Source organism: Pseudomonas sp. WT-JTC (genome assembly GCF_056711565.1).
The window spans coordinates 2,709,599-2,728,477 of sequence record NZ_CM160042.1; the positions used below are offsets into that span (position 1 = coordinate 2,709,599).

Annotated in this window: 20 protein-coding genes and 2 pseudogenes; 11 read left to right on the top strand and 11 right to left on the bottom strand. The window is 56.2% G+C overall.

Annotation, left to right across the window (positions count from 1 at the left end; translation table 11 throughout):
* The first annotated feature begins 30 nt into the window (after positions 1 to 30).
* On the top strand, positions 31 to 1,035 hold the full coding sequence (locus AC06G5_RS12425; protein ID WP_413422309.1) for an acetoacetate decarboxylase (ADC): 1,005 nt from the start codon (positions 31 to 33) through the stop codon (positions 1,033 to 1,035).
* Between the two features lie 54 nt (positions 1,036 to 1,089).
* Here AC06G5_RS12425 and AC06G5_RS12430 read toward each other — a convergent pair whose 3' ends face one another.
* Positions 1,090 to 1,539: a MerR family transcriptional regulator gene (locus tag AC06G5_RS12430; RefSeq protein ID WP_480459581.1), complete on the bottom strand. Its 450-nt coding sequence runs from the start codon at positions 1,537 to 1,539 to the stop codon at positions 1,090 to 1,092.
* A gap of 251 nt (positions 1,540 to 1,790) precedes the next feature.
* Here AC06G5_RS12430 and AC06G5_RS12435 point away from each other — a divergent pair, with 251 nt between their 5' ends.
* The gene (locus AC06G5_RS12435; protein WP_413422305.1) at positions 1,791 to 2,621 is read left to right on the top strand and encodes an alpha/beta fold hydrolase; all 831 of its coding nucleotides are present in this window, start codon (positions 1,791 to 1,793) and stop codon (positions 2,619 to 2,621) included.
* A 169-nt stretch (positions 2,622 to 2,790) separates the two neighbouring features.
* Here the strand turns inward: AC06G5_RS12435 and AC06G5_RS12440 are convergent, their stop codons facing one another.
* From AC06G5_RS12440 to AC06G5_RS12455, 4 genes are all read right to left on the bottom strand, one after another.
* Positions 2,791 to 3,216: a GNAT family N-acetyltransferase gene (locus tag AC06G5_RS12440; protein WP_413422303.1), complete on the bottom strand. Its 426-nt coding sequence runs from the start codon at positions 3,214 to 3,216 to the stop codon at positions 2,791 to 2,793.
* A 78-nt stretch (positions 3,217 to 3,294) separates the two neighbouring features.
* Entirely contained in the window at positions 3,295 to 3,771 is a 477-nt protein-coding gene (locus AC06G5_RS12445) for a DUF6130 family protein (RefSeq protein ID WP_413422301.1), read from the bottom strand.
* Between the two features lie 269 nt (positions 3,772 to 4,040).
* Positions 4,041 to 4,877 (bottom strand): lytic transglycosylase domain-containing protein, encoded by an 837-nt coding sequence (locus tag AC06G5_RS12450; protein ID WP_413422299.1) that lies wholly within the window; start codon positions 4,875 to 4,877, stop codon positions 4,041 to 4,043.
* Between the two features lie 102 nt (positions 4,878 to 4,979).
* Positions 4,980 to 5,255: a hypothetical protein gene (locus AC06G5_RS12455; RefSeq protein WP_413422453.1), complete on the bottom strand. Its 276-nt coding sequence runs from the start codon at positions 5,253 to 5,255 to the stop codon at positions 4,980 to 4,982.
* A 20-nt stretch (positions 5,256 to 5,275) separates the two neighbouring features.
* Here AC06G5_RS12455 and AC06G5_RS12460 point away from each other — a divergent pair.
* Positions 5,276 to 5,368, top strand: a pseudogene (locus AC06G5_RS12460) (LysR family transcriptional regulator); the annotation flags it as partial.
* 213 nt (positions 5,369 to 5,581) lie between these two features.
* A complete protein-coding gene (arsN2, locus tag AC06G5_RS12465) occupies positions 5,582 to 6,034 on the top strand; it encodes an arsenic resistance N-acetyltransferase ArsN2 (RefSeq protein ID WP_413705064.1) in 453 nt (150 codons plus the stop codon).
* A gap of 494 nt (positions 6,035 to 6,528) precedes the next feature.
* On the opposite strand, the gene AC06G5_RS12470 is transcribed toward arsN2, so the two are convergent.
* Positions 6,529 to 6,759, bottom strand: a complete 231-nt coding sequence (locus AC06G5_RS12470) for a hypothetical protein (protein WP_032828974.1) — start codon at positions 6,757 to 6,759, stop codon at positions 6,529 to 6,531.
* A gap of 174 nt (positions 6,760 to 6,933) precedes the next feature.
* On the opposite strand from AC06G5_RS12470, the gene AC06G5_RS12475 reads away from it, so the two are divergent.
* Positions 6,934 to 8,595 (top strand): SulP family inorganic anion transporter, encoded by a 1,662-nt coding sequence (locus AC06G5_RS12475; protein ID WP_413422295.1) that lies wholly within the window; start codon positions 6,934 to 6,936, stop codon positions 8,593 to 8,595.
* 21 nt (positions 8,596 to 8,616) lie between these two features.
* Here the strand turns inward: AC06G5_RS12475 and AC06G5_RS12480 are convergent, their stop codons facing one another.
* The 3 genes from AC06G5_RS12480 to AC06G5_RS12490 all read right to left on the bottom strand — a co-directional run bounded on the left by AC06G5_RS12480 (position 8,617) and on the right by AC06G5_RS12490 (position 11,071).
* Positions 8,617 to 8,805 carry a ribbon-helix-helix protein, CopG family gene (locus tag AC06G5_RS12480; RefSeq protein ID WP_057399463.1) on the bottom strand — a complete coding sequence of 63 codons (189 nt, stop codon included), beginning with the start codon at positions 8,803 to 8,805 and terminating at the stop codon, positions 8,617 to 8,619.
* A 390-nt stretch (positions 8,806 to 9,195) separates the two neighbouring features.
* The gene (locus AC06G5_RS12485) at positions 9,196 to 10,101 is read right to left on the bottom strand and encodes an amino acid ABC transporter substrate-binding protein (RefSeq protein ID WP_413705063.1); all 906 of its coding nucleotides are present in this window, start codon (positions 10,099 to 10,101) and stop codon (positions 9,196 to 9,198) included.
* A 49-nt stretch (positions 10,102 to 10,150) separates the two neighbouring features.
* Positions 10,151 to 11,071: a universal stress protein gene (locus AC06G5_RS12490; protein ID WP_413705484.1), complete on the bottom strand. Its 921-nt coding sequence runs from the start codon at positions 11,069 to 11,071 to the stop codon at positions 10,151 to 10,153.
* A gap of 274 nt (positions 11,072 to 11,345) precedes the next feature.
* Here AC06G5_RS12490 and AC06G5_RS12495 point away from each other — a divergent pair, with 274 nt between their 5' ends.
* From AC06G5_RS12495 to AC06G5_RS12510, 4 genes are all read left to right on the top strand, one after another.
* A complete protein-coding gene (locus AC06G5_RS12495; protein ID WP_413422290.1) occupies positions 11,346 to 12,419 on the top strand; it encodes an NAD(P)-dependent alcohol dehydrogenase in 1,074 nt (357 codons plus the stop codon).
* A 38-nt stretch (positions 12,420 to 12,457) separates the two neighbouring features.
* Positions 12,458 to 12,700: a hypothetical protein gene (locus AC06G5_RS12500; protein WP_413422288.1), complete on the top strand. Its 243-nt coding sequence runs from the start codon at positions 12,458 to 12,460 to the stop codon at positions 12,698 to 12,700.
* Positions 12,701 to 12,745: 45 nt separating this feature from the next.
* Positions 12,746 to 13,984: an MgtC/SapB family protein gene (locus tag AC06G5_RS12505; protein WP_480459583.1), complete on the top strand. Its 1,239-nt coding sequence runs from the start codon at positions 12,746 to 12,748 to the stop codon at positions 13,982 to 13,984.
* A gap of 104 nt (positions 13,985 to 14,088) precedes the next feature.
* A complete protein-coding gene (locus tag AC06G5_RS12510; RefSeq protein WP_413705061.1) occupies positions 14,089 to 15,012 on the top strand; it encodes a universal stress protein in 924 nt (307 codons plus the stop codon).
* Positions 15,013 to 15,066: 54 nt separating this feature from the next.
* Here AC06G5_RS12510 and AC06G5_RS12515 read toward each other — a convergent pair whose 3' ends face one another.
* Positions 15,067 to 15,642, bottom strand: a complete 576-nt coding sequence (locus tag AC06G5_RS12515) for a GNAT family N-acetyltransferase (RefSeq protein ID WP_413705060.1) — start codon at positions 15,640 to 15,642, stop codon at positions 15,067 to 15,069.
* 225 nt (positions 15,643 to 15,867) lie between these two features.
* On the opposite strand from AC06G5_RS12515, the gene AC06G5_RS12520 reads away from it, so the two are divergent.
* On the top strand, positions 15,868 to 16,779 hold the full coding sequence (locus AC06G5_RS12520; protein WP_413422449.1) for a universal stress protein: 912 nt from the start codon (positions 15,868 to 15,870) through the stop codon (positions 16,777 to 16,779).
* A gap of 85 nt (positions 16,780 to 16,864) precedes the next feature.
* On the opposite strand, the gene fnr is transcribed toward AC06G5_RS12520, so the two are convergent.
* Positions 16,865 to 17,608, bottom strand: coding sequence for a fumarate/nitrate reduction transcriptional regulator Fnr (gene fnr, locus AC06G5_RS12525; RefSeq protein WP_413422280.1), 744 nt, complete (start codon positions 17,606 to 17,608; stop codon positions 16,865 to 16,867).
* 381 nt (positions 17,609 to 17,989) lie between these two features.
* Here fnr and AC06G5_RS12530 point away from each other — a divergent pair.
* A pseudogene (locus AC06G5_RS12530) lies at positions 17,990 to 18,874 on the top strand (universal stress protein).
* The last annotated feature ends 5 nt before the right edge of the window (positions 18,875 to 18,879 follow it).

An 18,879-nucleotide genomic window follows, 5' to 3' on the forward strand; every position in this document is an offset into this window, starting at 1 on the left:
AGCAGATGCAATCACCGGGAGAGAGAAAGATTGAAACTCGCAAGCGCCGTTTTAACAGGATTGCTTTTCAACACTGTTGCCAACCATGCGTTGGCGGGGATGCCTGAAATGCCCAGCCAGACCGACACCACCATGATCGATATCGCAGGTCACCAGGTGCCTGTCGTCAAGGGCGGCTTGTACGACCGCTTTCGCTCCAACCCGCCTTTGTCGGTGATTGCGGCAGAAGTACCGGGCGTTGATTTAGGCTGGTTCAAAGGATTGGAAAAGAACAAGGTCGACATTGGCTTTGAATCGTACTCGCCAAACTTTTACTACGAGAACAGCCGCGTGACGGCGGTTTATACGGCGGATCTGGAAAAGCTCCGGGAACTCATGCCACCCGAGATACTGGCAACCGTCCAACCTCTGCAGATCTGGCCAGGCCGAGGCTTGATCGCATTTACCGCGTACACCTATGAGCACTGCGATAACGACGCTTATAACGAAGTCGCTGTATCGATCATCACCAACAAACCTGGCAAAGCCAATCTGGGTCCGTTCACGCTGATTGGCCAGTCGATGTCTGGAGATTTCTGGGGTTATGTGCTCAAGCTGCCGGTCAATACCGAGCTGGCGAGGGTTCGCGGTGTCGTCGGTTACAACCTGCCGAAATGGCTGACGGGCATTGATCGAAAAGAGGATGCCCAATCGGTGGTCTATGACATTACTGATAGCCAGACCGGCAAAGTGGACGTGTCTTTCAAAGCGAAGAAGCTCGACGACCTGTCCAGTGACGTCGATATTGTCACCAGCAGTTTCACCAATCTCGATCATCAAGGCCAACTGGCCTATGGGTATGCCGTTTCCCGCCAGCTCAGCCACGGCTCCAGCAGGAACGAGGATTCGGCAACCCTCACGCTGGGCGACGGCAGCCTGTCGAACTACATCCGCTCCTTGAAGCTGGGGAAAATGATGAAGTACGAATACGTGCCAGCGTTCCAAAGTGCGCTCTACGCGCCGAAGCCGTTAGCGGCACTGGCTAACGCGCATTGATTCAACGATCCGGCAAAAAACCTGTCAGGTTTCACTAGCCTGACAGGCCACGCTTCACTTGGACGACGCGATATCGCGGCCACGCGGTGCTGTCGCCGCACCTTCCTCGCGCAGACGATGCAATAACAACTGGGTGTTATCCACGCAACCCATGCCTTCGGGCTTGCTTTCAACGCCATCGATCACCAGCAGCAGTTGCGCTTTGTTCCGGGCCAGCCGTTGCTGGAGGATTTCGATTTCCTCGACCTTGCGCTTGAGCCCGCTGAGCAGCTCTTCATGCTTCCAGCCGTTCGCATTCATCGGCAGTAATTGTCGGATTTCGTCCAATGAAAAACCCGCGGCCTGTGCGCCCGTGATGATCTCCAGAACCCATTCCGTGTCAGGTGCATAGTCGCGATACCCATTGGCTTTGCGCGCGACAGATTTGATCAGGCCGCTCGCTTCGTAAAAGCGGATGCGTGAAGGCGCCAGCCCACTGATTTTCGCCAGTTCGCCTATTCTCATATTCCCCCCCAAAAAGCCATTGACCTTAAAGTTGACTTTAAACCTAAAGTGATTTGGCGGCCAAGTGGCGCAGAGGTGATGCGTTGCTGAGACGCCATGGAATTCAGGGGTAGGGAAAACCAGACCAGGACCATTCCCTGGGAACCGCCTATTGGATGGACTGCACGTTATTCACCAAGGGCGAGGCTCAGCAAGGGTCAAGATCAGAACACGATTGGTCATGCCCTCCATTTCATTCGGGAGATGTGAACATGGGTTATGTCACTACGCAGGACGGTGTTGAGATATTTTACAAAGACTGGGGTCCACGCGATGCCCAGGTGATCTTCTTTCATCACGGATGGCCACTCAGTGCGGACGACTGGGATGCGCAGATGCTGTTTTTCCTGGCGAACGGCTACCGGGTCATTGCACACGACCGGCGTGGCCACGGGCGATCCAGTCAGGTCTGGGACGGGCATGACATGGATCACTATGCCGATGACGTCGCGGCCGTGGTCAACCATCTTGGGGTGCAAGGTGCAGCTCATGTGGGGCACTCCACCGGCGGTGGTGAAGTCATCCATTACATTGCGCGCCACGGCGAAGATCGAGTGTCGAAGGCCGCCATCATCAGCGCCGTGCCACCCTTGATGGTTCAGACGCCGAGCAATCCAGGCGGTTTGCCAAAGTCGGTTTTCGATGACTTGCAGGCACAGCTGAAGGCCAACCGCGCACAGTTCTACCATGACGTTCCAGCTGGACCTTTCTACGGTTATAACCGCCCTGGTGCAAAACCGTCCGAGGGCATCATCCGGAACTGGTGGCGACAAGGCATGATGGGCTGCGCAAAGGCACACTATGACGGGATCGTGGCCTTTTCCCAGACCGACTTTACCGAAGATCTAAAAAGCATCACGATCCCCGTGCTGGTGATGCATGGGGATGATGACCAGATCGTGCCTTATGAAGATTCTGGACTGTTGTCGGCCAAGCTATTGCAAAACAGCACGCTGAAAACCTATTCGGGCTTCCCGCACGGAATGCCTACGACGAACGCCGATACAATCAATGCCGATTTGCTCGCTTTCCTGCGAGGTTAGGCAACTTGGGGGGCAGGTAAAAAACTGCCCCCTGTTTTCTTCAAAGCCAAAAAATCGATGCGTTGAAGATTCGACCAAGTGGCTAAAAGTTGAGCTGACCGAGTGTCGGCTCGTGGCCGATAGCTACCCACTACAAAGCGCAGCTATCACCCCAAAATCCGCCCCACCATCAGCCCAACCTCTTCTGATAATAAAACCGCATATGCCCCGGCGGATAATCCGCCAAACGCCCGAATTCAACGTAACCAAGTTTTCGATAAAACCCGGGCGCCTGGAAACTGAAAGTCTCCAGCCAGATGCCAACGCACTGCTTCTCCCGCGCAACTTCTTCGGCCTTGCGCATCAACTGTTCTCCGATGCCTTGGCCGCGCATCGACTCGGGGACGCTGACCAGATCGATGAGCAGCCATCGATAAGAGATCTTCCCGTACAGCCCGCCAATGACTTCGTTACTGTCAGGGGCCCGAAGCAACAGGGCGAAAGTTTCATGGGCGTCGTCACCACCGTTGGCCAGGTTGTGGGCCAGCAACGGTGTCAGGATTGCCAGCCGCTCTGCTTCAGTCACATTTTCCGAACGTTCGATTTTCACAGACATGCTGCTCTCCCTGAGCAATGAGGAACGGGGTCGCCAAGGTATCCCATTCCGGTCATCCAAGGGAGAACCAGGGTATTGTCATGGCTTTACTCCTTGGCCATCGTCAGTGTGAGGGGCGTCGGTTGATTTCTTTTCCGGAACGCTGAAACTCACTGTCGTGCTGGTGAGGATCCTGTGATTCGGGTCGGCCACTTCCAGAAGAAGCTTGTGACTGCCGGGCTTGAGTCCGACCAGGATAATCGGGTCTTCACTGGTGTGTGCCCATGTGCCGCTCCAGTTGTCGACGGTCACGTGAAGGTGGCCGAGGCGGGGTGATACTTCTACAGCCTCTTTACCAAACACCGGCATGATCCTGGCGTGCTCGGTTCGATACTGGATAATCACAACGCCGCGAGCGAGCGGCTCGGCAAGTGGCGGATAGGCGGTGAGTATTGGCGCCGTTTCGGATTGCAATGGCAGTATCGCCGGTGGGGCGATGGAGTCTGCACTGCATGCGACTGTGCAAAAGAAGGCACCCATGGCAAGAACGGACAGATTTCCGAGAGCGAGGGACATGGTGTTTCTCCCGCAGGATGTCATTCAAGCCTAGATCAATCTTCGGACGCGCTCCTGCTGTAAAATCGTAGACATTGCAGTGTGCAAGCAAAGACGCACAGCTACACGACCACTCTCAAGACTCCGGGTCAAACCCAAAGACGCGCAGCTCTTGGTTGCAGCGACAGGCCCTCGCGATCCGCGCGGCCCATGCGACAGCCTCATCGCGCGAAGATAGCTACCGGTGAGCGTGGAAGTTCGGTTGAGCCATTCCCCGCCCGCCGTATGACCTATTGCGGGTTATGCGCCCTACGGTACTCGCGATCGTTGCGATAGCGTTCGGTCAAGGACTGCACGAGGGTGACGTAGGATTGCGTCTCGGCGTAGGGAGGCACCCCGTTGTACTCGACCACGGACGCTTCGCCGGCGTTGTAACCTGCCAACGCCAGCACCTGGTTGCCGTTGAAGCGCTTGAGCAGCCAGGCCAGGTAGCGCACGCCGCCACGAATGTTCTGTCGTGCGTCGAACGGATTGTCCACGGCGAAGCGCTCGGCGGTGGCGGGCATCAACTGCATCAGCCCCTGGGCGCCGGCTTCGGAAATGGCGTTGGGGCGAAACGCCGATTCGGCATGCATCACCGCGCGGATCAGCGCCCTGTCGACACCATAATGATCCGAAGCAGCTTCGATCTCCCGCCGATAGGAATGGGTGTCCAGGCGCAGTGAGGCGACCTTGAAATCCTTCGGCGCCATGCACAGATAGCAGCCCTTGATGTAATAGAGCTCAAGGACATCGACCCGTGCGGAGATCCCGACGGGGCGCCGGCTCACATATTGACGAATACCCTTGTGGATGAAGGTCCACACCCGAATCCGCACCGCGTCCGGGTTGTCGTCCCGCACAAGCCGTGGCAGGGCCATTGCCTTGGCGCCGACACCGGCGCCCGCCATGCCATTCAGGCGAGTGCAGCGGGCGCTGGCGATGGCTTGGCTGGTGTAGCTGATGGCTCCGTCCCTGGCCTGGCACTTGAACATGGCACTGGCGCACAGTGGAGCGACCAGCAAGGCCAGCTCTATGCAGCCAACAAGAAGGCTCTTGCGAGCCCATCGCCATGTTCTGGAACTCATCACATCGCTCCGCGCCGCAGGCGCCGATCAGGCTTGGGGCGCCTGGCCCGGGCGCTGCCTTTGGAGGGCCTGTTCCGGGTGACCCGCCTTTTGTTCTGATAGTTATACCCCTTGTAACCGGCCTTGGAACTTGCGTTGACGTACGGGCTGCCGGCGTTCCCAGGCGAGGCGCAGGCCTGATTGCTCGCACGACGCATCGTCCCGGCTTGCCAGGGCCGAACGCATCCGCGAATGAAATACACCTTGCGCCCCCGCGTGATGTTTTCCCGGGTTCCCTTGAACCCCGCCGCCACCACGAACGAATCCCCCCGGCCCGAAGGTCTTCGCCACGCCGTCCGCATCGGTCAGGCGCACGGTGCCTTCGAGGATGTGGCACATCTCGTCGTAGTTGCACTCGCATCTCGGTCTACGCACTGACCGAAACACGGCTGCTTCCTGCGAAGCCCCGGCGGTTCATCGAGTTCATACGCGACCATCTCAACAGTGCTTAATGCCTGACGACTGAATAGGGGGCATCCCGACGCAAACGAATGTCTCCTTCTGGCCGTTTTCTGCCTGTCATGAAGGGCGGCAAACAGCCGTTTTCTGCCTGTCATGACTAACAGAAATCGACCCAAAGGGACCAATACCGCGTCGACCGGCGACAAGGCCACAACGGCTAAGTCTGCTAGCGTTGAGTGCTTTGGGAGCTAATAGAAGGACTGATGATGCAGATGTTTAAAATCGAGGCGAGCGGATTGAGTCAACTCCGTGAGGCTCTGAGTCAAGCCGCATTGCCCTTTGATGATTTAAGCGAACCGGGTAGGCAGTTTTTCCGTTTTGAGATGGACGGAAAATGGATCGCGTACGGAGGACTGGAGGGTTGTGATCAAGACATGCTGCTTCGCTCACTAGTCGTTAGTGATTCGCATCGCGGGAAAGGGCTTGGCAAAGCAGTGCTGTCAGAGCTGGAGCGATATGCTGCCTTCCAAGGTGTGCTTCGGTTGCATTTGTTAACTCAAAGCGCGACTGGACTTTTTACAGCCAACGGGTATGAAATTTTCGATAGGGGTGAAGCGCCGGTCGCTATCAGTCAAACCCTCCAGTTCAAGCATTTGTGTCCTGCATCGGCAACCTATCTACGAAAGTCGTTAGGTACCGCGGTTGTTACGGAGTAGTTCGTCGATTCGCGCTAATGGACGGAATCCGTGTGTTCGCACTTGGTCGATTTCTGTTGCGTCGACCGGTTGAATCCACAACCCAAAGCTGCCTGTCATATCAGGCATCAACCGGCCAAAAACAGTCACCCCTTTGTAGTAACACGCCTATCTGTTACAGATTTCAAGACTGGCGATTGGGCTGCTCGGCCTTTTTACCGAAGGTCGCGAGTTCAACCAGATCCTTTGTACAACAAGCAGATAGACATGCCAGGTGGGGTTCGACCTTGCCTGTCTCTATAAGCTATGAATTTTCGCTGGCTCACAACGTCGAGGGAAAACATGCGGAGCCCCGATTCTCTCCTTGAGCCTGGTTGCATGGTCCTGAGCACTTTTTTCATGCCGAAACTGCACTCGTCGGATGCCAAGCCATACAGACCTAAGAGCTTTGCTTTGACTGGATAGAAGCTCGACCTTCACTGACATGATCATGTCTCCAGGGCGTAACCCGAGGGTTAAAAATGGATTTCAGCGGTCTTGAGTCCCAAGTCTCGAAGTTCGGCGATCAAGTCATCCAGATGCCCGAAAGACTCGACCTCCTCGTTGTCATCAACCAAGAAATAACTTCTGCCGGCGTCCTTCTTGAAGAACACAATCCACTCTTTGGGGTTGGTCGGGTTTGCGATCACATGGGTGTCAAAGGTCACGCCTTCGGCATGTTTGCTTTTCACAGCTTTACGATTCATGTCAGTCACCACGCTACACGCGCTCTCGAATTTTCTATTTGCAGTGCGCGCCCGTTCAGCCTCATGCGAGTCTTCGCTATAAACATTTCCAGCCGCACGACGCAGTGGGTCTAGGGTATTTCAATTAACACTGCATGTTAATATTATGCACATGCATCCACTGAGGAGCTAGCCATGATTGCGATAGGCGAGGCATGGAAGGCGGGGTTGTTGGGGCGAGGACACTGGCTTCGCAATATGGTGTCTGGCGTGATCGTAGGGGTAGTGGCACTCCCCCTGGCAATGGCGTTTGCCATTGCGTCTGGCGTCAAGCCAGAGCAAGGCATCTACACCGCAATCATCGGCGGCCTGCTGGTTTCACTCTTTGGGGGAAGCCGCCTGCAGATTGCCGGGCCGACAGGTGCGTTCATCGTGATTCTGGCGGGAGTCACGGCCAAGCATGGCGTTGACGGCCTGCAAATCGCCACGATGATGGCGGGGGCCATGTTGTTTTTGCTGGGTATTTCCCGGCTCGGTGCAATCATCAAGTTTATCCCCGATCCAGTGATCGTCGGATTCACCGCGGGCATCGGCGTGATCATCTGGGTCGGGCAGTGGAAAGACTTTTTCGGTTTACCGACGATCAGTGGAGAGCACTTCCATGAAAAGCTCTGGCATTTGCTACAGGCACTCCCGGATCTTCATATGGCCACCACCCTGCTGGCTGCGCTCAGTCTTTTCCTGGTAATCACCGCTTCCAAAATTCCCGGTCTCAAACGGGTGCCTGGCCCGCTAGTCGCAATGGCGGTCGCTACAGCGATACAGACAACCTTTCATTTCGAGGGAGTCGCCACGATTGGCAGCGCATTTGGTGGCATACCTCAAGGTCTTCCCGCGTTTAGCCTGCCTGAAATCACGTTGTCCCGCGTCATCGATTTGATTGGTCCGGCGTTCACTATCGCCATGCTTGGAGCAATCGAATCGCTGCTGTCCGCAATGGTGGCCGATGGTATGGCGGGCACTAAGCATAATTCCAATCAGGAACTGATCGGTCAGGGGGTGGCCAACCTGGTCACGCCATTGTTTGGCGGCTTCGCAGCTACCGGAGCCATTGCCCGTACTGCAACCAATATCCGTAACGGCGGCACGAGCCCACTGGCCGGCATTACGCACGCGGTCACCTTGGTGCTTATTATTCTGTTCCTGGCACCTCTAGCCTCAAACATCCCACTGTGCGCCCTGGCCGCCATTCTTTTCGTGGTCGCGTACAACATGAGCGAGTTGAAACACTTCAAGCGCATGGTCCAGCGAGCCCCACGCGCAGATGTATCCATCCTGCTCATCACCTGCAGCCTCACCGTGTTCAGTGACTTGGTGATCGCCGTGAATATCGGCGTCATTCTCGCGATGCTGCACTTTATGCGCCGCATGGCCTCATCTGTGGAGGTGCAGCAGATAGTCGAACACGAACTTGAAGAAGAGCTGAGGGCCAACGGGCATGCTCGCCTGCCGCCAGGGATACTGATTTATACGATTGAAGGGCCATTGTTCTTTGGCGCGGCTGAGACCTTCGAGCGTGTGTTAGCACAGACCCATACCGACCCACGCCTGCTGATTATTCGTCTGAAGCGCGTACCGTTCATGGATATCACGGGCTTGCAAGTGCTGGAGGAGGTTATTCAGCAGCTGCACAAGCGGAATATCGTGGTGAAACTCTGCGAAGCGAACACAAAGGTGCTCGGCAAACTCGATAGGGTGGGGATCCTGCAAGAAATCGGCCCGGAGCATTACCACGCCGATTTCAACATCGCACTGGCCAACGCGGTCAGTCACGTAGAGGGTACGTCGACTCTCTAGAGGCTAACTGTCCGTGTTGGATTATGACTTGGTGTTGGTGGCATGCTTACTCTTGGTCGAATAGCTGGCACCGTGAGTATCCAGGTAGTCACGAATCAGTTGACGGACCACCTGTGAAGGCGTCAGGTCTTGTGCTGCACAGAGTTCCTCGAAAGCTTTTTTCTTGATGGGGTCAATGAGTACAGTGAGGCGCGCAGTCTTGCTTTCCATGGGGTATTCAATCGCTTAAGTCGCTGGATGTTAATCAAATTGTAATTGCCTTGTTCTGTGCTGTCACTGTACAGGCGGCTTGCTGCTCGGTAGCTCGACTTTACTCACAAGTAAAGATTTGGTTCTCACGGTGGGTGATGAGCCGGATCTGCTTCGACTCAGCATGGATCCCCATCCGCGAGAAAGGGAACAGATTCATTCCACGCTGGCCGCCTGCCTGCACCGGGTCGACTGTGATCAGTCACGAGCGACCGGAAATGGCCGTTTTCTACCTGTTGCGACAGACTGAAAACGGCCAATTGCCGCTTGTTGCGAAGGGCAGCAAGCGATTCATCTGTCGATATGCGCTGAGACTCTTTTCAACGCATACAGAAATGCTGGTTGCCGCTTTCAAGGCAGGGCATAGAGCTTGAACAGCATCCGGGATGTGTCGCTGGTACCCCCTAAATGTTTGTCGTATGCGTGCTCAACCTCACCCGAGCGATACATCTCGCTGAGCGCGGTATCGACGAGCAAGCGGAAGTTTTCATCGTCTCGATCAACCATCAGCGAGGTCGCTGAATACTCAAATATTCGATCGAGCAGTACAATTTTTTCGTTGGAATATTTGTCGGCCAGGTCATGCGTGAGCATCGTGCGTTCGGCAAAGAAAACATCCGCCTTGCCATCGGCAACACGCTTGAGACCCGCGCTGGCGTCTGCCACCGTGACGAGTGTAGCGACCACGCCCAAGGACCGCATTTGTTGATTGATCCACTGCTCGGTTACCCCGCCAGCGATCGTGGCATAGGTCATGTTGGCCAGTGCGCGGTTGATGTCTGTGCGCCAGGTCGGGCCGGTTTTAGATACTTCACCTTTGAGAACCCTGAGCAACGCGTTGGGCGCATTTTTGCTGACAACGGCTGATAAGCCGGCAGTGTAGACAGGAATCGAGTAGCTGACTGTTTTACGGCGTTCCAGCGTTGCTGGCGTCGGTGTGCAGAGAATGTCGATTTTTCCCGTACTGACGGCGCTGGTTTCTTCGCCCAATTGAACGGGTTGGTAGCGCACTTGCAATGAAGGCAGGTTCAGCTCGGTCTTTATTGTGTTGACGATGTTCAAGCAGAGATCAATCGCATAACCGTTGGCTTTGTCACCCTGCTGGATACTGAAAGGGGCGAAGTCAGGCACATACCCCAGAACGACTGACTGATTGTTTCGTATCCGTTCAAGGGTCTCGGCGCCGGCGATCGCTGGCACGAATGCCAGCAGGCACACAAGAAACCGATGGGTAGCTTTGGTCAATTGAGCGTTCACTCCTCATTCTCCCGTTACCTGTTTTGTTGAAACGCGCTTTATCCATCGTTCAGATTTTTTCTGGGGAAACCACCCACACGCTGCAGGGTAACTTGTACAGCAGATGTTCCACCGTACTGCCAACCAACCGCTCCATGCCGCGGTGTCCAACGCGCCCCATGACAATCACATCGGTGTCATAGGCCCCCGCGTAGCTGGAAAGCACCTTGGCCGGATTGCCCATGATCATGTGCTGGTGTTCCGGCGGGATGCCATTGCGTTCAGAAAGGTCGCGAAACGCATCAGTCTGCGCATCGAATAATGTCTTGGCTTTTCCCGAGGAGAAAAACGCCGAGCCATTACTGAAACCGAATTCGTCCGCACTGATACTGGAAAGGTCATGGGCGTAGATCACGTCCAGTTTTGCGTTACAGGTGCTCGCCAGTTTGGAGGCCTCACGCAGAATTCTGTCGTTGAAGCCTTCGTATTGGTCATCAGAATGAAAAGGGTCAACGGCGGCGACGATCTTGCGCGGCAAAGCGTTGTGTAAATGACTGACAAAATGCAGGGGCACCGGGCATTCACGTAGCAGGTGGATATCCAGTGGCGTAAACATCAGGCGTGACAGCAGCGATTCGTGTTCCAACGCCTTGATCAGTACGGCCATCGGCTGTTCTTTGAGATGAATGAGGATTTCCTGCAAGGGCCTTTCGACCCAGATGACTTCCGTGGTGACATGCACACCGATCTTGCGCAAGGGGCGGGCCTGGTCTTCCAGCCACTGACGATGGCGCTCGACATAGCCCCGTCGCATCTGTTCCAGCGCCTGTTCGTTGACCATTCCGGCAGTCGCCAGCCCTTCAAGATAGTCGAACGCCACGATGTGCAGGGCAGCACCTGAAGCCTTGGCCAAAGCAGCGGCCCGGTCGAAGGCGGGGCTGTTTTCCATCAGCGGCGAGACGACCAGCATGAAGCGTAATTGATCAGACATGACGGATCTCCGGTAGGTAATCGCGCAATCGCATTGCCCCAATGCTGCGGCGTTATTGGGCAGTAAAGCCTTGCTCTTAGCCTGCCGCTGATTAGGGCGCCGGGTTTGATCTTTGTCAAAGGGAAGGGAATGGATGGTGTTGCCCGACGTGCGGTTGTCCGGGCTTTGTCCAGTGACGAAATTGTTGACCATTATCAATCTTTCGCCTGGCTCCCCGGTGCAGTCTTTGGGCTCGTGCTGAACTTTGGCTTACGCACTTAAAGAAGGGATCACCGTGGCAACCATGAGAGCGGCTGTTTTCGTTGAAAAGAACCGGATCGTGCTGGAAGACAAACCCGTCCCTGAAGTCGGACCGCTGGATGCATTGATCCGTATCACCACCACGACCATTTGCGGCACCGACGTGCACATCCTGCGCGGTGAATATCCAGTGGCCAAAGGGCTGACCGTGGGCCACGAGCCAGTGGGCGTCATTGAGCGACTGGGGTCGCAGGTGCGCGGTTTTTTCGAAGGGCAGCGGGTTATTGCCGGCGCCATCACGCCCAGCGGACAAAGTTACGCTTGCCTGTGCGGCTGCGGTTCCCAGGATGGGCCAGATACCCGCCATGGCTTTCGTGCTACCGGCGGCTGGAAGTTCGGCAACAGCATTGACGGTTGCCAGGCCGAGTACGTGCTGGTACCGGACGCACTTGCCAATTTATGCCCGATTCCCGACGGACTCAGCGACGAGCAGGTATTGATGTGTCCGGACATCATGTCCACCGGGTTTTCCGGTGCAGAGCGGGGCGAGGTGAATATCGGCGATACCGTTGCCGTGTTTGCCCTGGGTCCCATCGGCCTGTGCGCGGTGGCGGGAGCACGGCTCAAAGGCGCGACGACAATCATTGGCGTGGATGCCGTGGCCGAGCGGATGAGCGTCGCGCGACGGTTGGGTGCGACCCATGTCGTCAACTTCAAGGACGGCAATGTGGTCGAGCAGATCATGGCGCTGACCGATGGCCGTGGTGTTGATGTGTCCATCGAGGCATTGGGTACCCAGGGAACTTTCGAATCCGCGTTACGCGTGCTACGCCCGGGTGGTCGACTATCCAGCCTTGGCGTTTACTCCAGCGATCTTCGCATTCCCCAGGATGCCTTTGCCGCAGGATTGGGCGACTACAGCATTGTCACCACCCTGTGCCCGGGGGGGAAAGAGCGCATGCGCCGCTTGATGGCCGTAGTGCACAGTGGTGGTGTGGACCTGTCGCCACTGGTGACCCACCGCTTCAAACTCGATGATATTGAAGCGGCCTATGAATTGTTTGCCCACCAACGGGACGGTGTGATGAAGGTCGCAATCACCCCTTGAGGATGTCCGCGCTTACTCGAAGCAGTACGGAGGTATCTATGATCATTGATATCACGGAGAAGCCGGCAAGCCATTGCTGGGTCGTGTGCATGGATGCCTTGAAAGTGAACTTCAACAGCTTGGGAGAAGCACAGGCGTTTGTTGGCCTGCTCAAGGCACGTATCGAGGCGCCCCATGTCTGGCCAGTTGGTGCTCGCCTGGCAGACGACACAAGACGGATGTCTGGCTGTCAAATGGCTTATCCCAATGGCAAACGGGTTTGCGCCGACCGCATGGAGTAACAACGTGGACCAGTGCGGGGCGCAGTTCAAGCAGATGAAGATCCAATGAACGGAGCCATTGGGCTGACAGGAGCAGCCGCAGCGCTGGGGATTGGCATGCTCATCGGTCTTGAACGCGAACGGCATAAGGATCAGGGCGAGACCCGCGCTTGTGCCGGTTTACGGACGTTCGCCATTACGGTGTTGCTGGGTTATGTGGCGATGCAGGTCGGTGGCGGTTTGCTGGTGGGCATCGTGGTCATCGCTCTGGGATTGCTCGTCACTGTGGCTTATTGGCGAAGCCTGAGCGACGACCCCGGGGTGACCAGTGAAGTAGCATTATTTACGGTGCTGGTATTGGGGGCGTTGTGTGGCATGAACCCTGAGCTAGCGATTGCTATCGGCGTGGTGATGGCAGGGCTACTGACTTATCGAGAGAAGCTGCACCACTTTGCCCGCAGCCAATTGACTGATGCGGAATTAGGCGACGGCCTTATCCTCCTGACGGTTGCTCTTGTCGTGCTGCCCTTGGCACCGGACCGCTTTATCGGTCCCTACGTTGCCATCAATCTACGCACCATTTGCAGCCTGACCGTATTGCTGATGGCGGTGGGGGCGATTGGACATATTGCCGTTCGGACCCTGGGGACGCGGTACGGATATGCGATCAGCGCGATTGCCTCCGGTTTCGCTTCCAGCACCGTGACGATCGCTGCCATGGGCCATCTCGTCGCCCGGCAGCCCGACAATATCAAGGTCCTGAGTGCGGCAGCGATCCTGTCCAATATGGCCACCGTTACGCAGGTCGGCTTGATTCTGGGGGCGGTCGACCCCGGTTTACTGAGCCATATGTGGGGGCCATTGATGTCCGGAGCGGCCGCCACGACGTTGTATGGGGTATGCCTGATGTTTCCCAAGTCAGCGACCGAGGCCAACCAGCCGATCAAAGTCGGTGGGGCGTTCAACCTCAAGTTGGCCCTGATCGTCACATTGACCATGACCGGCATTACCTTTGTTTCGTCTGTGATGCTCAGCCATTTCGGCCAGCTGGGGGTGATGTTGACGGCCACATTCAGCGGTTTTGCTGATGCGCATGCTTCCACGGCGTCGATTGCCACGCTGGCCAAGTCCGGTCAGTTGCCCTTCGATGCCATTGTCGGGCCTGTGCTGATTGCGATCAGCAGCAACTCCGTCAGCAAATGCGTGGTGGCGTGGGTAAGCGGCGGGCGACGCTTCGCCGCTTACGTGATCCCGGGCCAGGTGTTGCTGACCCTGGCGTTGTGGGCGGGGATGGGGCTGCTCTGAAGGATATCGCGTGCGCAACTGATAAAAATCAAGTGGTCGGAACAAGGAGCAATCAATCTGTGGTTCTACTCCTGGATTGAAATGGCCGTGTGCCGAGGTGCCCTATGTCGCAATCTCAGCGTTTACTCTTGATTGCTCCTTCAGCCATGACTCGGACACCGGCATTCGACCGGGCTGCCGCGCTTGCGCTTGTGATGCAATTGCCGTTACACATCGTTGCGTTCGACTATTCACAGGCCCTGGCGGTGGCCGGGCTGTTCGCCCCGGAACAATTCAGTCTAGCTCGGGACGGCTATCTGCAAACCCATCGCCAATGGCTCGTGGAGCAGGCCGGACTGATGAGCAAGCACGGCGTCGAGGTCACCAGCGAAGTGGTATGGGTACAGCATCCTTATGAGGAGATTCTGAACTTCATCAATGAGATGCCGCTGATGCTGATCATCAAGGACGCCCAGGAAGAATCGGCGCTCAAGCGCGTGTTTTTTACACCGCTGGATTGGCAGCTGCTGCGCGATTGTCCTGTGCCGGTGCATCTGGTGACTACTCCGCTGAATGCCCGACCACGCAACGTACTGGCCATCATTGATGTGTTGCGCGATGAGGATCAGGACCGTGTGTTCAACGACCAGATTATCGACGCTGCGGCGAAACTGGCCGCGGTCTGTGATGCCAGTCTTGAGTTGCTGCATGTGTATGACTGGACGGCTGTATACGTCCAGGACATGGGCTTTGCCGCATTGCCGTTGGACACCGGAACTTATGAAATGTTGGGAGCGGTTCAGCGTGAAGCATTTGCGGCCATCGCTGAACGCCACGGCGTGTCACCGGAGCGTCGTCACTTCATAGAGGGGGCACCCGTGCCGAGTATTTGTGAGTTTGTCTTCGAGTACCGCAGCGATGTCATTGTCATGGGCACGGTGCAGCACAAGGGCTTGAGCAAATTACTCGGAACCACGGCCGAGCAACTCCTGCATCGGGCGCCGTGCAGTGTGCTGGCGATCAAGCCAGGAAGAATACTGCAATCCTGAGGGATTGATCGCCCCTCGATGAGCCGTTGGCCGGAACATCGCGGGGGCGATTTTCTACAGGTAAAGACGATGAATCACCTGACGGCTGTCGTCGGGATCATTGTGCGTCTCGAATCCGAGCGCCTTGACCAGGTCGCGCATTGGGGTATTGCTGGAGGCGTCCACCGAATACATCTGGCGAAAGCCGTTTTTGCGGGCCGCCTTGATCAGATGTTCCATCAGCAATGTGCCCAGACCCAGGTACTGCCATTCATCGGCGACCGTTACGGCACATTCACATTCACACTCACACTCATGCTCGCGAGTGGCCGCGTAACGGCTGATGCCGATCTCGACCAGATGCCCGTTGTCATGGACCAAAGCGATGTAGGCCACACGCTGGTTATGATCCGTGTCCATCAACTGATTGAGCATCGCAGCACCGGGTTCGTTGATCTGCGCGAGAAAACGCATGTGGCGGGACTCGGGAGACAGCCGTTTGATGAATGCGTATTCACGGTCGCGATCCTTCTCCGCCAGTGGCCGAATCAGCAGGTATCGCCCGTCCCTGAGCGCTTCGATCCAGTATTGGCCGTCGACCGCGGCGGAGGGTGCCGCGGCCCGATCATTGTGGTCTTTGACGGTAAGCATGGGGTGTTCCTCCTGTGCGGTTTGAAAGGTTGGCATGCGGCAAAAGAACCGCGTTTGAATCCTTTTCTGCACCGCTGTCGATGCTTGAATCTGATCTGGATCAGACAGCTGTGCCGGCGGCACTGGTTTGCGTGTGCTTGATGTAAATCAAACCGCACGAGGTGATAGAGCGCAGTCTTGAAAGCATGCTGGCACTGTATGACCGGAGTCGAACGGAGGTGTGTGATGGGTCAATATCTACGTTTTCTGCTGATCTCTGACCAAACCCTGCATCAGTCTCCCGCCCAGTTGCGTGCCGTCGCATTGGCTAAGGCAGCCGGGGCCGTACTGGATGTGCGGGCCTTTGTCGAACCGGCGCCGGTGGTTCATTTATGGCAAGAAAAAGTCGACGACGCAGAGCAACAGCGGTACTTGCGTCACTACCGCCGCTGGGAGGCCGAAGAGCTCGATCGACTCAGCGACCTGGGGCTGGACGTGACGGTCAAAGCCGTCTTCACCACCCATCCGCTGCTGGATATTTTGAAGACGGTCGGAGATCTCAAGCCCGACCTGTTGATCAAGGATGTGACCTTTGAACCTGTGCTCAAGCGGGTGTTCATCACCCCGCTTGATTGTCACTTATTGCGTGAATGCCCGATCCCCGTGCATCTGGTCAACCATGTCCGGTACAGCTTGCCGCACCGAATCGTGGCAGCAGTGGATCCGTTCGATCCGTCGACACAAATCAGCGGATTGAACGACACCATCATTCAAACCGCCAACGCCCTGGCTCTGCAATGCGATGCGCCGTTACACCTGCTTTACGCCTATGATTTATCGCCCGCTTTCAACAGCGACGCGCCATTGGCCGGGGGCGGTTGGGGCGTGGATCTCAGCGAAGAGCTGCGTCAATCCTTGCACCAGGCGTTTGTTGCACTGGCGGAGCGCTACGGGGTGCCACCGGAGCGACGGCATTTCGTCATGGGACTGCCGGTGCCGGTGATCAGTGAGTTTGTCGAGCAATACCTGGCCGATGTAGTGGTGATGGGCACTGCGCATCGGGTGGGGCTCGACCGGTTGATCGGTAGCAACACAGAGCGAGCGCTGTACTCTGTGGCGGGCAGTATTTTGGTGGTCAGGTCGCGTGTCAGGGAATGAGCACTATTGCGCCGTTGAACTGACCTGTGCGCAACAGCGCCAGCCAGAACCATGGCACGCATGAAGGTTCTCCAGTCAACAGGTGTCAGCGGAGATTGCGATGGCAGCCCATGATCAGTTGCTTAAGCTCGTCCATGTTCAGGATGTTGACGTCGCGTCCGTTTATTTCCACCACTCCCTGGTCACGCAGGTGCGCGATGCCCCGACAGATGGTTTCAAGGCGCAGGCCCAGGTAAGAGCCAATTTCCTCCCGACGCATTTTCAGCACAAAGCTGCTGGACGAATAACCGCGGGTATTCAAGCGCTGCGACCAATTCAGGAGAAAAGCGGCCAAGCGTTCATCCGAGTTCATGTTACCCAGCATCATCAGCATGTCGTGATCGCGAACGATTTCCCTGCTGAGGATTTTGTTCAGGTTGTGCTGCAATGAAGGCAGTTCTCGAGCAAGTTTTTCCAGGTGAGAAAAATGGACGGGGCAGACCTCGCTATCTTCCAAGGCAACTGCATTACATGCATGCAGATCGGTGCTGATGGCGTCTAGACCAAGCATTTCGCCGGGGATCTGGAACCCTGTGACTTGCTCGCGACCATCGACCGAAAGCACGCTGGTCTTGAACGAACCGATTCGCACCGCATACAGCGAACGCAAAGGGTCGCCTGCGCGGTAAAGCGCCGCGCCCTTTTTGACCTTCAATCGTTGCACGATCAGTGTGTCCAGGCGTTCGATTTCCAGACCGGTAAGGCCAAGCGGCAGGCACAGTTCCAGGACGCTGCAGTTGGAACATGCAGACTTGAGGTTTTGACTTTGAAACGGCCTGGCTTCAGACATGACCTAAATGCCCCGAAATGGATGGGATAAGCATAGGTGCTACCTGCCCAAACCACCTTTTGTTCCAAACTATTGTGGGCGTAACAGACAAGCGGGTAAAAAACCGTTCCGTCGGCTGGCTCACATGCGCAATTCAGTTCATATGCAATCTTTGAGACTTGATGCAAATCAAGTCATGAGCGCTTCAGACTCTCAGAATCGAGGAAAAACCTGCTGGTTGCCTGATCCTCTGGCGGAGAAGTTCATGAGCGATTATCTAAGTGCCGAGCAACTGTAGGGACATGAAGCCTAGGCTGAGCCGGCAATGGACATTGATGGCCAATCACTGACGTCTACACAGAGTCGGCCTGCGTCGAATATCCACCCCACGGGAGATTTATCATGAGCCAGTATCAAAGCCTGTTACTGATCATCAACCCGGCCTTGCGCCATTCTCCAGCCATGAATCGTGCAGCGGCGCTGGCCAAGGCTAGCGGTGCAAGTTTGCATATCGCGGCGCTTATCCCCTAGTTCAAATGGTTATCGCTGCTTGAAGAGGGCGATCGAGAATCGGCTCGGGAGCGATACCTGCAGGACCATCGCGGCTGGCTTAAGGCTCAGGCCGAAAATTTGCGTGACAGGGGGATAGAGGTGACCTCCGAGGTGGCCTGGGTTGAAGACATGAAGCAAGACATCATTGATCACGTCACGGACATGCAGCCCGACTTGTTGATCAAGGAGGTTCAGCATGAGTCCGTGCTCAAGCGAGCCTTCTTCACCCCGTTGGATTGGCACTTGTTGCGTCACTGTCTGGTGCCGGTCTATCTGGTAGGCGGGAGCAGCTTCGTTTTGCCCCGCAAGGTTGTAGCAGCGGTCGAGGTATCGGATATCGAGTCAACCGACAATGGACTGAACGACCGAATCATCAAACAGGCTTGCAGCCTTGCGATGCAGTGCAACGCCGAGCTGCATTTGCTATACGCCTGCGATATCTCGGCCGCTTTTCTGGCGGACATGGGCGGCCTGACACTTGCTGACCTGACCAAAGCGCTTCGCAGAGACCTGGAAAATTCTTTTCTGGGGTTGGCAGGTCGGTTCGGAGTGCCCTCCGATCGTCGACATTTCATTGAGGGAAACCCGGTCACAGCGTTGAGTGAGTTTGCTAATGAACACAATGTGGATGTGATCGTGATGGGCAGAGTTCAGTCCCACGGTGTGGACAAGCTTCTGGGCAGCACGACCGAGCATATTCTGTATCAGGTGCCATGCTGCGTTCTGGCCGTCTAGATCGA

Bases quoted from the DNA above. Each gene is read 5' to 3' on its own strand.
- AC06G5_RS12470 (WP_032828974.1), bottom strand. From the start codon at position 6,759: ATGAATCGTAAAGCTGTGAAAAGCAAACATGCCGAAGGCGTGACCTTT.
- AC06G5_RS12440 (WP_413422303.1), bottom strand. From the start codon at position 3,216: ATGTCTGTGAAAATCGAACGTTCGGAAAATGTGACTGAAGCAGAGCGG.
- AC06G5_RS12520 (WP_413422449.1), top strand. From the start codon at position 15,868: ATGGGTCAATATCTACGTTTTCTGCTGATCTCTGACCAAACCCTGCAT.
- AC06G5_RS12505 (WP_480459583.1), top strand. From the start codon at position 12,746: ATGAACGGAGCCATTGGGCTGACAGGAGCAGCCGCAGCGCTGGGGATT.
- AC06G5_RS12480 (WP_057399463.1), bottom strand. From the start codon at position 8,805: ATGGAAAGCAAGACTGCGCGCCTCACTGTACTCATTGACCCCATCAAG.
- AC06G5_RS12445 (WP_413422301.1), bottom strand. From the start codon at position 3,771: ATGTCCCTCGCTCTCGGAAATCTGTCCGTTCTTGCCATGGGTGCCTTC.
- AC06G5_RS12475 (WP_413422295.1), top strand. From the start codon at position 6,934: ATGATTGCGATAGGCGAGGCATGGAAGGCGGGGTTGTTGGGGCGAGGA.
- AC06G5_RS12450 (WP_413422299.1), bottom strand. From the start codon at position 4,877: ATGAGTTCCAGAACATGGCGATGGGCTCGCAAGAGCCTTCTTGTTGGC.
- AC06G5_RS12430 (WP_480459581.1), bottom strand. From the start codon at position 1,539: ATGAGAATAGGCGAACTGGCGAAAATCAGTGGGCTGGCGCCTTCACGC.
- arsN2 (WP_413705064.1), top strand. From the start codon at position 5,582: ATGATGCAGATGTTTAAAATCGAGGCGAGCGGATTGAGTCAACTCCGT.
- fnr (WP_413422280.1), bottom strand. From the start codon at position 17,608: ATGTCTGAAGCCAGGCCGTTTCAAAGTCAAAACCTCAAGTCTGCATGT.
- AC06G5_RS12490 (WP_413705484.1), bottom strand. From the start codon at position 11,071: ATGTCTGATCAATTACGCTTCATGCTGGTCGTCTCGCCGCTGATGGAA.
- AC06G5_RS12455 (WP_413422453.1), bottom strand. From the start codon at position 5,255: ATGTGCCACATCCTCGAAGGCACCGTGCGCCTGACCGATGCGGACGGC.
- AC06G5_RS12500 (WP_413422288.1), top strand. From the start codon at position 12,458: ATGATCATTGATATCACGGAGAAGCCGGCAAGCCATTGCTGGGTCGTG.
- AC06G5_RS12510 (WP_413705061.1), top strand. From the start codon at position 14,089: ATGTCGCAATCTCAGCGTTTACTCTTGATTGCTCCTTCAGCCATGACT.
- AC06G5_RS12515 (WP_413705060.1), bottom strand. From the start codon at position 15,642: ATGCTTACCGTCAAAGACCACAATGATCGGGCCGCGGCACCCTCCGCC.
- AC06G5_RS12435 (WP_413422305.1), top strand. From the start codon at position 1,791: ATGGGTTATGTCACTACGCAGGACGGTGTTGAGATATTTTACAAAGAC.